Source organism: Mycobacterium sp. AZCC_0083 (assembly GCF_014202335.1).
GTDB lineage: Bacteria > Actinomycetota > Actinomycetes > Mycobacteriales > Mycobacteriaceae > Mycobacterium.
On sequence record NZ_JACHGP010000010.1, the window covers coordinates 54327 to 67258 of the forward strand.

Annotated in this window: 11 protein-coding genes; 3 read left to right on the forward strand and 8 right to left on the reverse strand. The window is 66.4% G+C overall.

The window, feature by feature from the left end; all coding sequences use genetic code 11:
• The first annotated feature begins 1 nt into the window (after position 1).
• On the forward strand, positions 2-1228 hold the full coding sequence (locus HNP02_RS24420; RefSeq protein WP_184443077.1) for a cytochrome P450: 1227 nt from the start codon (positions 2-4) through the stop codon (positions 1226-1228).
• 73 nt (positions 1229-1301) lie between these two features.
• Positions 1302-2621, forward strand: coding sequence for an acetyl-CoA hydrolase/transferase family protein (locus HNP02_RS24425; protein ID WP_184443078.1), 1320 nt, complete (start codon positions 1302-1304; stop codon positions 2619-2621).
• Positions 2622-2630: 9 nt separating this feature from the next.
• Here the strand turns inward: HNP02_RS24425 and HNP02_RS24430 are convergent, their stop codons facing one another.
• The 8 genes from HNP02_RS24430 to HNP02_RS24465 all read right to left on the reverse strand — a co-directional run bounded on the left by HNP02_RS24430 (position 2631) and on the right by HNP02_RS24465 (position 11171).
• Positions 2631-3404 carry an amino acid ABC transporter ATP-binding protein gene (locus HNP02_RS24430; RefSeq protein WP_184443079.1) on the reverse strand — a complete coding sequence of 258 codons (774 nt, stop codon included), beginning with the start codon at positions 3402-3404 and terminating at the stop codon, positions 2631-2633.
• Entirely contained in the window at positions 3401-5587 is a 2187-nt protein-coding gene (locus HNP02_RS24435; protein WP_375373707.1) for an ABC transporter permease subunit, read from the reverse strand. Before HNP02_RS24435 ends, HNP02_RS24430 begins: the two co-directional genes overlap by 4 nt.
• A gap of 68 nt (positions 5588-5655) precedes the next feature.
• The gene (gene gluQRS, locus HNP02_RS24440; RefSeq protein ID WP_184443080.1) at positions 5656-6528 is read right to left on the reverse strand and encodes a tRNA glutamyl-Q(34) synthetase GluQRS; all 873 of its coding nucleotides are present in this window, start codon (positions 6526-6528) and stop codon (positions 5656-5658) included.
• Positions 6529-6549: 21 nt separating this feature from the next.
• A complete protein-coding gene (locus HNP02_RS24445; protein WP_184443081.1) occupies positions 6550-7191 on the reverse strand; it encodes an MBL fold metallo-hydrolase in 642 nt (213 codons plus the stop codon).
• Between the two features lie 79 nt (positions 7192-7270).
• On the reverse strand, positions 7271-8047 hold the full coding sequence (locus HNP02_RS24450; protein WP_184443082.1) for a GntR family transcriptional regulator: 777 nt from the start codon (positions 8045-8047) through the stop codon (positions 7271-7273).
• A gap of 52 nt (positions 8048-8099) precedes the next feature.
• A complete protein-coding gene (gene fabG, locus HNP02_RS24455; RefSeq protein WP_184443083.1) occupies positions 8100-8879 on the reverse strand; it encodes a 3-oxoacyl-ACP reductase FabG in 780 nt (259 codons plus the stop codon).
• A gap of 16 nt (positions 8880-8895) precedes the next feature.
• Positions 8896-9891 carry a phosphotransferase gene (locus HNP02_RS24460; protein WP_184443084.1) on the reverse strand — a complete coding sequence of 332 codons (996 nt, stop codon included), beginning with the start codon at positions 9889-9891 and terminating at the stop codon, positions 8896-8898.
• A gap of 5 nt (positions 9892-9896) precedes the next feature.
• Positions 9897-11171 carry an aspartate aminotransferase family protein gene (locus HNP02_RS24465; RefSeq protein ID WP_184443085.1) on the reverse strand — a complete coding sequence of 425 codons (1275 nt, stop codon included), beginning with the start codon at positions 11169-11171 and terminating at the stop codon, positions 9897-9899.
• A gap of 223 nt (positions 11172-11394) precedes the next feature.
• Here HNP02_RS24465 and HNP02_RS24470 point away from each other — a divergent pair, with 223 nt between their 5' ends.
• The gene (locus tag HNP02_RS24470) at positions 11395-12930 is read left to right on the forward strand and encodes an APC family permease (RefSeq protein WP_184443086.1); all 1536 of its coding nucleotides are present in this window, start codon (positions 11395-11397) and stop codon (positions 12928-12930) included.
• The last annotated feature ends 2 nt before the right edge of the window (positions 12931-12932 follow it).

Sequence of the window (12932 nt, forward strand, 5' to 3'; positions counted from 1 at the left end):
GATGACGACAACCGCCGACACCCAGGCGCTGCTGGTGCGCCTGCTGGACCCGGCGAACCGGGCCAACCCCTATCCGGCGTATGAGCAGATCCGCGCCAGCGGGCCGCTGCTGCTCCCCGAGGCGCACCTGATCGTGTTCTCGTCGTTCACCGAATGCGACGACGTGCTGCGGCATCCGTCCTCGGCCAGCGACCGGATGAAGTCGACGCTGACCCAACGGGCGATAGCCAACGGCGAGCAGGAGCGGCCGGTCGGACCGCCGGGGTTCCTGTTCCTCGATCCGCCCGACCACACCCGGCTGCGCAAGCTGGTCAGCAAGGCGTTCGTACCGAAGGTGGTCAAGGCCCTCGAGCCCGACATCACCGCGATGGTCGACGAGATGCTCGATCACATCGAGGAGCGGGGCACGTGTGACGTCATTGCCGACATGGCCCATCCGCTGCCCGTCGCGGTGATCTGCCGGCTGCTCGGCGTGCCGATCGAGGACGAACCCGAGTTCAGCCGGGCCTCGGCACTGCTTGCCCAGGGACTCGACCCGTTCATCACGTTCACCGGCAGCCCGTCCGACGGCTTCGACGAGCGGATGGCGGCGGCCGTCTGGCTGAGGGACTACGTGCACGCCCTGATCGAGGAGCGCCGCACCGAACCCCGCGACGACCTGATCTCTGGGCTCATCGCCGCCGAGGAGGACGGCGACCAGCTCACCGAGGACGAGATCGTCGCGACGTGCAATCTGTTGCTCATCGCAGGCCACGAGACGACGGTGAACCTGATCGCCAACGCGATCCTCGCGATGCTGCGGCACCCGACCCAGTGGACCGCGCTGGCCGCCGACCCGAGCCGGGTGGCGGCGGTGATCGAGGAGACCATGCGCTACGACCCGCCGGTGCAGCTGGTCGGGCGGATCGCGGGGGACGACATGACCATCGGAGACACCGACATCGTCAAGGGCGACACGATCATGCTGCTGCTTGCCGCGGCGCAACGCGACCCGGCATCGATCGACCGGCCCGACGAGTTCGACCCCGACCGGGAAACCATCCGGCACTTGGGCTTTGGCAAGGGCCCGCACTTCTGCCTCGGCGCACCTCTGGCCCGGCTCGAGGCATCCGTCGCGCTGTCGGCGGTGACCGCGCGCTTCCCGCAGGCCCGCCTGATCGGTGAGCCGGTCTACAAGCCGAACGTCACGTTGCGGGGGATGGACGCGCTCGCCATCGCCCTTTCCTGAGCGATTCGTACACGCGCAGTAGCGGTCAGCGCGACCGGACGTGCACGGGTCGCGGGGAGGATAGGGTCGCGGGATGCCGCAGGAGCTCACCGCCGAGCAGGCCGCCGCGCTGCTCAAACCCACCGACACGTTGGGGATTCCGCTCGGCCCAGGCCAGCCGCCGGCGTTCGTGCGCGCGCTGGGTGAGCGCGAGGACTGGACGGACCTGCGGGTGTACGGCGCGCTGCTCGCGGTTCTCACCGAACTGTTCTCCCGCCAAGGCGTGCACTACCTGTCGGGTTTCTTCGGTCCGCTCGAGCGGGCGCTGCGGGGCGCGGGCGCCGACATCGAATTCACCCCGGCGGACTTCCGTCGCTTCGGGCCGCTGCTCGAGCGGCAGGCACCGCGCGTGATGGCGACCGTCGCGGCACCGCCCGACGCCGACGGCTGGTGCTCCCTGTCGCTGCACGCGGGCGGCACGATCGGCGAGTTGCGCCGCGCAGGCGCCGACCCTCAGCGGCTGCTGGTCGTCGAGGTATCGGATTCCTACCCAAGGACTTTCGGGCTCGGTGCTGATCGGCATGCGTTGCACGTCGCCGAGATCGACGTCCTGGTGCGCTCCACCGATGCGCCGCTCGCGTTGCCAGGTGGCGACGCTGCGCCTACCGACGTCGACCGGGCGATCGCGCGGCACGCCGTCGCCTTCATCCCATCCGGGGCGACGCTGCAGACGGGGATCGGGTCGATCCCCAACCAGATCGCCACGCTGCTCGCCGACGGTGACGATGGAGATTACGGACTGCACAGCGAGATGTTCACCGACGGCTGCATGAAGCTGCATCGCGCAGGCAAGATCAGCAACGCGCGCAAGGGCCAGTACGACGGTGTCAGCGTGACGACGTTCGCGTTCGGCTCGGCGGATCTCTATGCCTGGCTGGACGAGAACTCCGACGTCGCGTTCCTGCCGGTCGAGATCGTCAACTCACCGGAGGTGATCGGCTCCAACGACGACATGGTCTCGATCAACGGTGCACTCGCAGTCGACGTCTACGGTCAAGTCGTCGCCGACACGATCACCGGTAACCAGTTCAGTGGGATCGGCGGCGCCGAGGACTTCGTGGCCGGAGCCGGGCTCGAGCTGTCGGACCGCTCGCTGATCTGCCTGCCGTCGACGTTCTCCAAAGATGAAGTGCTGCAGTCGCGGATCGTGCCGTGGTTCGGTCCCGGTGCGGTGATCACGACGCCGCGGCATCAGGTCGACGTGATCGTCACCGAGTACGGCGTTGCAGAGCTGGAGGGCCTGACCGTCAAGGAGCGGGGCGAGGCACTCGCGGCGATAGCGCACCCGCAGTTCCGCGACGAGCTGCTGGCGGCCGCTGGGCGCGCGTCGAAGGGCCGCTCTCCCGTCGAGTGATGCAGGGCCCTACAGCGGGTTGAGGATGCGCTGGAGGAACTGGCGCGTCCGCTCCTCCTTCGGGTCGCCGATCACCTCGGCGGGTGGGCCCTTCTCCAGGATGATGCCCTGATCGGTGAACAGCACCTGATTGGAAACCTGTCGGGCGAACTGGATTTCGTGCGTGACGATCACCAGCGTCCAGCCCTCGACGGCCAGATCCTTGATGACGGAGAGGACCTCGCCGACGAGCTCGGGATCCAGCGCCGAGGTCGGCTCGTCGAACAGCACCAGCTTCGGCTTGAGCGCCAGCGCCCTGGCGATGCCGACACGCTGCTGCTGACCGCCGGAGAGCTGGAACGGGTACTGGTCCTGCTTGGCGGCCAGCCCGACCTGCTCCAGCAGTGCGACTGCCTCGGCGACGGCCTCGTCCTTCGGCCGCTTCTGCACGATGACCGGACCCTCGATGATGTTCTGCAGCACCGTCTTGTGTGGGAACAGGTTGTGCCCCTGGAACACGAATCCGCTGCGCGACTGAAACTTGCGCACCTCGGGTTTCGGTGTCGGCGTGGAGAAGTCGATCTCGACGTCGTCCACCCGGATCACGCCTGCATCAGCCCTGTCGAGCGCGTTGAGCGTCCGCAACAGCGTCGTCTTGCCCGATCCGGACGGGCCGATGATCGCGGTCGCGGTGCCCTGCTCGACGGTGAACGAGACGCCCTTGAGCACCTTGTTGTCGCCGAACGCCTTCTCGACGCCCTCGGCGACAACGCGGTGCTCGACCTCGTCCTTGGTTTCAGTCATCGCGCAATGTACCTTTCCAGTCGGCGTTCAAGGCGGCCCTGGCCGAACGACAACACCAGGCAGATCACCCAGTAGTACGCCGCCGCCGTGCCGTACAGGGCGAAGAACTCGAACGTCGGCGCCGCAACGATCTGGGCCTGCCGCAACAGCTCCGTCACCAAAATCGTTGAGGCGAGCGAAGTATCCTTGACCAGCGAGATCAGGGTGTTCGACAGCGGTGGCACCGCCACCCGGGCCGCCTGCGGCAGGATGATTCGCCGAAGCGCGCCAACGTAATTGAAGCCAATCGTCTCGGCGGCCTCCCACTGTCCCTTCGGGATGCTCTGGATCGCCGAGCGGATGATTTCCGCCCCGTAACCGCCGACGTTGAGGCTGAACGCGATCACCGCGGCGGGGAACGGGTCGATCTTCACCCCGAGCTGCGGTAGCGCGTAGAACACGATGAACAACTGCACCAGCAGCGGCGTGCCGCGGATGATCGAGATGTAGAACCGCGCGACGTTGGTCAGGATGACGTTCGGCGAGAGCCGGGCCAGTGCCACCGCAAGGGCGATGACCAGGCCGATGATGAAGCTGATGATGGTCAGCGGGATCGTCGCGGTGAGGGCGGCCTTGGCAAGTGGCCACAGGTTGTCCAGGATCAGTTGCCATGCCGAGCGGACCGGCGGCGGCGTCTGTCCGGCACCAGGGGCCTGCTGTGCCTGCCCAGCCTGCGGGGCGCCGGTGGCATCCGCCTTCAGATACTTCTGCGAGATCTCGGCAAGCTTCCCCGAAGCGCGAAGTGCGTCGATGGCGCCGTTGAGTTCAGGCAGAAAACCGCTGTCCTTGCGTGCGGCGAGCGCTTGCTCGCTCTTCTCGTCGGTCTTTGCCGCGATCTTGATCGTCTTGTCACCGGTCTCGGCAAGGTAGGCGTAGACCGCGATGCTGTCGTTGACGGTCGCATCGATGCGGCCCTGGTTCAGCAGCGTGATCGCCTGCGCGAAGCCCTCCACCGACTCCACGTTGGCCCCGGCGTCGCGGGCGACCTGCGCCCAGTTGCTGGTGATCGACTGGGCGGTGGTCTTGCCCTTCAGATCCGCCAGCGACTTGATCGAGTCGTTGTCCGCCTTGGTGACGATCACTCCCTCACCAACGGAGTACGGCTCGGACAAGTCGTACTTCCCCTGGCGTTCCGGGGTGATGGTGACCTCGTTGGCGACGATGTCGAAGCGGTTGGCCTCCAGCGCGGCGAAGATGGAATCCCATGGGGTTTCGACGAATTCGACCTTCACACCGAGGTTCTCGCCGATGGCCTTCGCCACGTCGACGTCGTATCCGGCGAGTTGGCCGGTGGCCGGGTCGTGGTAGCTGAACGGCGAGTACGTGCCCTCGGTGCCCACGCGCAACACTCCAGATGTCCTGATCGGCGTCGACGGCGATGTTCCCGTTGCGTCGGCCTTGAGGTACTTCTGCGAGATCGCGGCCAGCGTTCCGTCGGCACGCAGTTCGCCGAGTGCCTTGTCGAGTTCGGGTAGCGTGCCGCTGTTCTTCCGCGCGGCGAAGGCCTGCTCGCTCTTCTCACCGACGGTGCCCGCGATCTTCACGGACTTGTCGCCGGTCTCTGCGAGGTAGGCGTAGACGGCGATGCTGTCGTTGATGACGACGTCGACGCGGCCCTGGTTGAGCAGCGTGATGGCCTGGCTGAAGCCCTCGACCGACTCGACGGTGGCGCCGGCCTTGCGTGCGACCTCCGACCAGTTGCTCGTGGCGTTCTCCGCCGCGGTCTTGCCCTTGATGTCGGCCAGCGACTTGATCGAGTCGTCGTTCGCCCGCGTGACGATGACGCCCTCACCGACGGTGTAGGGCTGCGACAGGTCGTACTTCCCCTGCCGTTCGGGGTTGATGGTCACCTGGTTGGCCACGATGTCGAAGCGGTCGGCCTCCAGCGCGGCGAACATCGAGTCCCACGGCGTCTCGACGAATTCGACCTTCACACCGAGTTTCTGGCCGACGGCCTTGGCGACGTCGACGTCGTAGCCGACGAGTTCACCGGTGGCCGGATCGTGAAAGCTGAACGGCGAGTAGACGCCCTCGGTGCCGACGCGCAACACCCCGGCCGACTTGATCGGGTCGGCGGTCTTGTTCGGCGACCCGCAGGCGGCCGAACCGAGAATCACCGCAGCGACGATGAGGACGGCGAGCATTGCCCGCCGGAAGTATCCGAACACCGGCGGAAGGTACCAACCCGACCCCGACACACACAGGGTTTTCCTCAGGTGGGCCGGTAAGTCCAAGGTTCTCGTGGCAGGCCCGCCGGATCGAACTCGGCGAGCATCCCGTCGACCGTGATCGCGGCGAAGCCCAACGACCCAGCGATCAGCGACAGCGCCTGCTCCATTCCGAGTTCGGCCAGCGTGACGGCGCCGTCGCGCTTCGCCAGCCGCTTTCCTTCGGCGTTCAGCGCCAGCGGTACATGGGCGTACGTCGGCTGCGGGTACCCGAGCAGTGAGCCGAGGTAGGCCTGCCGAGGAGACGACGACAGCAGATCGTCACCCCGCACCACCTGATCGACGCCCTGCGCCGCGTCATCGACCACCACCGCCAAGTTGTAGGCGGGCACGCCGTCGCCGCGGCGCAGCACCAGATCGTCGACGACGCCGGTGTAGCTGCCGTGCAGCTGATCGATCACCGTGTAGTCGGCGATACTGGCGCGCAACCGCAGCGCGGGGGCCCGGCCCGCCGCGCGTCGGGTGGCGCGCTCGTCGTCGCTCAGATCGCGGCACGTTCCCGGATACGCTCCCTCGGGTGCATGTGGGGCGCGCGGCGCCTGCAGGATATCCCGTCTGCTGCAAAAGCATTCGTAGGTCAGTCCGCGTTCGGTCAGCTCATCGATCACCCCGTCGTAGCGGGGTTCGTGGGCGGTCTGGAACTCGGGCGGCGCGTCACACGTCACCCCGATCGCGGCGATGTCGCGCAGTTGCCGCTCGGCCACGTCGGGGAAGGTGCGGTCGTCGAGGTCCTCGACGCGCACCAGGAACCGGCGCCCCGTCGAGCGCGCGAACAGCCACGCCAGCACCGCCGTCCGCAGATTGCCGATGTGCAGATCGGCGGACGGGCTTGGCGCGAACCGGCCCGCGGGGGTCATGCATGGAAATCTAGCGCGCCTCTAGGCCACCGCCGCCAGCCGCGTACGGGCCTGCTGCACGCACTCCGACCAACGTCCTCGTGGCGCGTGCACCGCGGTATCGCTGGGGAACGCACTGGAGATCACCAGGTCGGGCCTCAGCCCGGCGAGCGTCCGCAGACTGTCCGCCAGCCGTGCGGCGACGCTGATCGGTGGGATGTAGCCGGCCGACCAGTTGCCGTCGGGTCCGAGCACGATGGTGTCGCCGGTGAACAGGTAGCTCTGGCCGTTGACGCCGGGGACCAGGTAGCAGGTGCTGCCGGGGGTATGGCCGGGCGTGGGGATCACCTCGATGCCGTTGGCGTCGACGTGCCTGCCGCCGACCGGCACGTCGATGTGGGTGTATTGCCCGATCTCGGCCAGTTCGGCTGCGGGCGCATGCAATTGCGCCCCGAAGCGTTCCGCGACCTGGCCAAGCATCGGGCCTGCCTCGTCCCGGTGCGACAGGTACTGGTGGGCCACTCCGCCGAGCGCCTCAAGATCGTCGAAGTCGGCGTCGGTCTGGGTTCCGTAGAACAGCACGTTGCCGTGGTGGCCACCGGTCCACAGGTAGGCGTGGGTGGTGAGCCCGGGGTAGGGGTTGTCGACGCGGGTCTCCCAGAGATCGGCGCGAATGGGGCGCATGGTGTTCCTCCTCGGTTGGATGCACCAAGCCTTCAACATCAACCCCAGTTGAGGTCAAGCGCTTTTCGGCGCGCAGCACTCAGCTGGCCTTGACGTCCTGGCTCTGCAGCGCGACCGACGCGGTACCGGCGGGTGAGTGAGTCCCGATGCCGCGCCCCTGGACTGTGACGGCCAGGCACGTGCGATCGGCCCGGAACAGGTCGCGGGAGAACTCGCACGGTGTTCCGCCTTGGTCGTAGGCGACGCGGGTGATCAGCAGCAGCGCCGACTTGGGCTTGATGCCGAGCAACGACGCCTCGTCGGGGGTCGCATTGACGGCCTCGATCCGCTCGTCGGCGCGGGAGGTGACGAGACCGTAGAGGTCCTCGAGGATTTGGTAGATCGACCCGCCGAGCTGTTGCTCGAGCAATCCAGGAAACGCGTCGGCGGGAAACTGCGCAAGCTCCAACGAGATTGGCGATCCGTCTGCCAGTCGCAGACGCTGGATCTCGATGATGAAGGCACTTCCGTCGAGACGCAATGCCTTCTGCGCGGTGCGGTCCGGCGGGCTGATCTTGGTGGACAGCACGCGGGTTCCTGCGACGTAGCCCTGGCTGGCGAGGAACGCGGGCACGCCGACGACGTCGGACAGGCTGCGTTGAATCTGGCCATGGCTGATGAAGATGCCGCCGGCCCGGCCGATCACCCGATTGACCAGACCCGCCTCCTCCAACGCCGCAAGGACCTGTCGCAAACTGGAGCGACTGGTGGCGTAGCGCTCGGCAAGATCGCGTTCGCTGCCCAGCTTCGCACCGGGTGCGCCGGCATTGATGTCGGCGACGATCTGGCGTCGCAGTTCCTCGGTCGGCTTTGACACGAGTCTGCCCCCTCTTCCGATTTGGTAGGCCCAATTCTAGGGGAGCGGTCCGCTATTGCTCCGCGATCGCGGCAGGAGACTCCGGCAGGATCTGTCCACCGTCCACGACCAGGGACTGACCGGTGATGTAGGCGGCCTCGTCGGTGGCGAAGAACAGCGCCGCATTGCCGATGTCGGCCACGCTGCCGAGCCGTCCCGCGGGCACGGCGGCGGCCATTTGGTCCATGTACTCCTGGCCCATTTCGACCAGGCCCTCGGTGATGATGTTGCCGGGGAGCACCGCGTTGATGGTGATGTTCTTCGGTGCCAACTCCATTGCTGCCGTGCGCAGGAAACCGAGTTGCGCCGCCTTGCTGGCGCCATAGTGCGACCAACCGGGGTAGCCGGTGATCGGTCCCGTGATCGACGACGTGATGACGACCCGGCCGTGCCCGCTGGCCGCCAACGCCGACAGCGCCGCCTGCACGATGTACACCGTGCCCTTGAAGTTGACCCCGAGCACCTCCTCGAGATTCTCGGGCGTGAGGTCCTCGATGCGGGCCGACGGGAAGATGCCGGCGTTGGCGCACACGATGTCCAGCCCGCCGTGCCGTTGCACCGCGGTGTCGACCACGCGGCGGCAGTCCTCCTGGCTCGTCACGTCGGCGGCCACCCCGGTCACCGTGCCGGGTGCACCCGCGAGTGCGGCGACGGCAGCGTCGATGTCGCCCTGGGTGCGACCGGTGATGAGGACGTCGACGCCTGCGGCAGCGAAGGTTTCGGCGATGCCGCGGCCGATGCCCTTGCTGCCGCCGGTGACGATGGCGGATCTACCGTGTAACGAGCTGAACATGTTCTTGTCCTTTGGGTTAGGCCAGAGTGTGGCCGTTGGAACCGAGATAGCGCTCGGCGAGCGTGCAACTGCCTTCGGCGAAGGTGATCGCCTTGGTGCGGGATTCCTTGCTATGGCTGTGCGTTCCCATCCAGGCGAGCAACAGCAGTCGGCGCAGCAGCACGAACGACGCCAGCATGTCTTCGTCCTCCGCGCTGATCGGGCTGCGGCCGCGGTAACCCGCCAGCCAGGAGTCCTGCCACTCAGGCAGCGCCGGATCGTCTTCGAGGAAGGACACTGCCGCGCCGAAATCGTAGAAGTACCAACCGAGTCCGCAGTCGTCGAAGTCGATGACCGTGATGGTCGGTCCGTCGACGAGCAGGTTGGTCACCCGTAGATCGGCGTGCACCAGACCGAACCGCTCGGGTCCCGAGCCGTATTCCGCCAAGCGCTTCCGAAGCAGTTGAGCAGCCCTGCCGATCGACTGCGCCTCCGACTCGCCAACTCCGGTGGCGTCCTGCCAGCGGCCCCAGCGCGGGTGATCGCCGAGGCTGTGCTCCCAGTCCCAGGAGAATCGGCCCCAGCCCGGCGGGCGGGACCACGCCTTCGCGTGGTCGTGCAGCGTTGCCGTGATGGCGCCCAACGTGTGGAAGTCCTCGACGGTCAGGTTCCGCTCGTCGGGTTCCACCCCGGCCACCATCTCGAAATGCACGACGTGGCGCGGCGTTCCGTCGTGGTCGACGGTGACGAGGCGCCGACCGTCGTGTGCAGGAAGCACGACGGGCACGGTGATGTCGCTGTCGCGCCGCAGCGCGGCGAGCCAGTCGAGTTCGGACTCGATCTCGTGCGCGCGGTGGTAGTTCTTGCGGTGCACCCGCAGGATCGACCGCTTGCCGGAACCGGCGTGCTCCACCGCGTAGGTGGCGTTCTCGGAGAGATTCAGCAGGCGCAGCGTCGAATCCGAAGGCAGGTCGTATTCGGCGAGCGCCCGCTCGGCGACGTCGATGTCGTCGGCGACGAAGGTTTCGTCCACGAGGGCTAGCTCTGTACCGTCGCGGCCGTGCGGGACTTGCCGACGGCGACCTCCATGCGGTCCAAGACGTCGTCGCACAGCTCACGGCTGAGCAGCAGGCCCGGTTTGAACTGCAGGACACGGGGATCCAGCGTCGAGAAGATCGCCCACACACCGTTCTCGTAGAGCTCGCGCATGACGAACTTGGCCCCTTCGGGGTGGTCGAACTCCAGACCGATCACCACGCCATTCTGCCGGATGCCGACGAACCAGTCCGGGTAGTCGGCCTGTATGTGGGCCAGACCGTCGGCGAACACGGCGGCGATTTGGTGCACCGACTCGCTGACCTCGGGGCGGCTGGTGATCTCCAGCGCCTTGATGGCGGCGACGCAGCCGAGTTCGGCTCCGCCGAAGGTGGACATGTGCGCGAAGCCGTCCTCGTCCAGCCACCGCGAGGCGCGCTCGCCGAGCAGCGCCGCCGCGATCGGGTACATCCCGCCGGACAGCCCCTTGCCGGTGACCATGATGTCCGGTTCGATGCCGTGCTTGGTGATACCCCACATCTCGCCGGTGCGCATCAGGCCGGTCTGCACCTCGTCGGCGATGTAGAGCGCGCCGTACCGCTCGGTGAGCTCCTTGACCGCCTCGAGGTAACCCGTTGGGGGAAGCGGGAATCCGTACGTGGCGGGAATGGTCTCCATGAGGACGGCCGCGACGTCGCCGCCGGACAACGCGCGATCCATCGCGTCGACGTCGCCGAACGGCACCTGAATGAACTCGTCGGGCCGGTCGGAGAGGAACAGCTTGGAGAACCGGTCGTCACCTGAGGCGACGGCCAGGCCGGTGTGGCCGTGATAGGCCTTGACGATCGACACGATCTTGCGCCGTTGGGTGGCGTGTCTTGCGCTCTTGAGCGCGATGTCGATGGCTTCGCCGCCGCCGGATCCGAAGGCCACCTTGCTGATCGACGCCGGCGCGGACTCGACCAACCGCTGCGCCAGCGCCGAGCGGGCGACCGAGGGGAAATGGTGGTTGCCCATGTCGAAGTACTGCATGCCGTCGATGAGCGCTTGCATCACTTCCGGATTGCGGTGCCCGAGGTTGTAGGTGCCGCCGTTGAGGTGCATGTCGATGAGGCGCCTGCCGTCCATGTCCCACAGGAGGTAGCCCTCCCTGCGGTCGATGACGAGGTCGACGCCTGCGTCGGTCCAGAACTGCGTCTTGTCCGGATTCCAATACTTCTTCGCCTGCTCGAGCACCTGCGCCTTGGACTCGAACGAAAATGTGCCGTAGTCGTACACGAGGCTCCCCAGATCTTGATGACGTTGTGCCGCGAGGCACCCCACCCTAAAAAAGGTGGACCATTTCTGTCAATGGTTGCAGAACCTCTTGCGCTGAGTAATTGGTAGTGCCAATATACGAAAGTTCGTTGTGTGGCCCAGGCCACAAAGCCAGGCCACAAAGCCAGGCCACAAAGCCAGACCGCAACGGCCCCGACCCCATGGCTGGAAGGTATCTCCACAGATGACCGATCAAGTTGTCTCACCACCAGAGAGCTCCAATCAGAACGTCCAGCACCTCAAACGCAACGCCATCGGCACCCTCTCCGTCATCTTCATGGCGGTGGCCACCGCGGCCCCCATCACGGCAATGGTCGGCAACGTGCCGATCGCGGTGGGTTTCGGAAACGGTTCGCACGCGCCTGCCGGTTACGTCGTCGCCACCGTGGTGCTTGGGCTGTTCGCCATCGGCTACGCGACCATGGCCAAGCACATCACCGCGACCGGCGCGTTCTACGGCTACATCTCCCACGGATTGGGCCGCGTCGTGGGCTTCGGCAGCGGCGTGATCATCACGATGGCCTACATCGTGTTCGAGGGTTCGTTGATCGGCATCTTCAGCTATTTCTTCCGGGATTTCGCCGCGACACAGTTCGCCATCGATGTGCCCTGGCTGGTGCCCGCGATCCTGATGCTCACGCTGAACTGCATCCTGACGTACTTCGACGTGAACCTCGCCGCGAAGGTGCTCGGCGTCTTCCTGGTGACCGAGATCGCCATGCTGTCGCTCGGCGCCCTGTCGGTGCTGTTCAAGGGCGGCGGTCCCCAGGGCTTCGCGGTGGCCGAGACGCTCAACCCCGTCGGGGCGTTCACTCCCGCGGCAGGGATCGCCGGAGCGAGCGCAGGGATCGGGCTCTTCTTCGCATTCTGGTCGTGGGTCGGCTTCGAGTCGACGGCGATGTACGGCGAGGAGTCCAAGGATCCCAAGCGGATCATCCCGCGCGCCACCATGATCAGCGTGCTCGGCGTCGGCATCTTCTACGTCTTCGTCTCATGGATGGCGATCGCGGGCACGGGACCGCAGAAGTCCGTTGAGCTCGCGCAGGATCCGGCGACGGCTGGCAACATCTTCTTCGATCCGGTGCAGAGCACCTACGGAAGCTGGGCCATCACCCTGTTCAAGCTGCTGCTGGTGACGGGGTCGTTCGCGTGCGGCATGGCATTCCACAACTGTGCGTCGCGCTACCTCTACGCCATGGGCCGCGAGGGTCTGTCATCCGGTCTGCAGAAGACGCTCGGCTCGACCCACCACAAGCACGGCTCGCCCTACATCGCGTCGTTCGTCCAGACCGGCATCACGCTGGTGCTGATCCTGGCGTTCTTCTTCGCGGGCATGGATCCGTACGTACACCTTTACGGGTTGCTGGCGATCCTCGGCACCATGGCGATCCTGATCGTGCAGTCGCTCTGTGCGTTCGCGGTGATCGCCTACTTCCACTTCCACAAGAACCACCCGTCCAGTGCGCACTGGTTCAAGACGTTCCTCGCTCCACTCCTCGGCGGCATCGGCATGCTCTACGTGGTGTACTTGCTGTGGGTGCACAAGGACACCGCGGCCGGCGCGGCGTCGGGCACGCTGCTGTTCAAGCTGACGCCGTGGATCGTGGTCGGGCTCTTCGTACTTGGGGCCGCGATGGCGCTGTACTTCAAGTTCCGTGATCCTCGCCGCTACGACCTGATTGGCCGGGTCATGTACGAGGATGCCGAGATTCGCGATTAGGA

Coding starts and splice junctions, on each gene's coding strand:
- HNP02_RS24420 (WP_184443077.1), top strand. CDS start 2: ATGACGACAACCGCCGACACCCAGGCGCTGCTGGTGCGCCTGCTGGAC.
- HNP02_RS24425 (WP_184443078.1), top strand. CDS start 1,302: ATGCCGCAGGAGCTCACCGCCGAGCAGGCCGCCGCGCTGCTCAAACCC.
- HNP02_RS24430 (WP_184443079.1), bottom strand. CDS start 3,404: ATGACTGAAACCAAGGACGAGGTCGAGCACCGCGTTGTCGCCGAGGGC.
- HNP02_RS24435 (WP_375373707.1), bottom strand. CDS start 5,587: ATGCTCGCCGTCCTCATCGTCGCTGCGGTGATTCTCGGTTCGGCCGCC.
- gluQRS (WP_184443080.1), bottom strand. CDS start 6,528: ATGACCCCCGCGGGCCGGTTCGCGCCAAGCCCGTCCGCCGATCTGCAC.
- HNP02_RS24445 (WP_184443081.1), bottom strand. CDS start 7,191: ATGCGCCCCATTCGCGCCGATCTCTGGGAGACCCGCGTCGACAACCCC.
- fabG (WP_184443083.1), bottom strand. CDS start 8,879: ATGTTCAGCTCGTTACACGGTAGATCCGCCATCGTCACCGGCGGCAGC.
- HNP02_RS24470 (WP_184443086.1), top strand. CDS start 11,395: ATGACCGATCAAGTTGTCTCACCACCAGAGAGCTCCAATCAGAACGTC.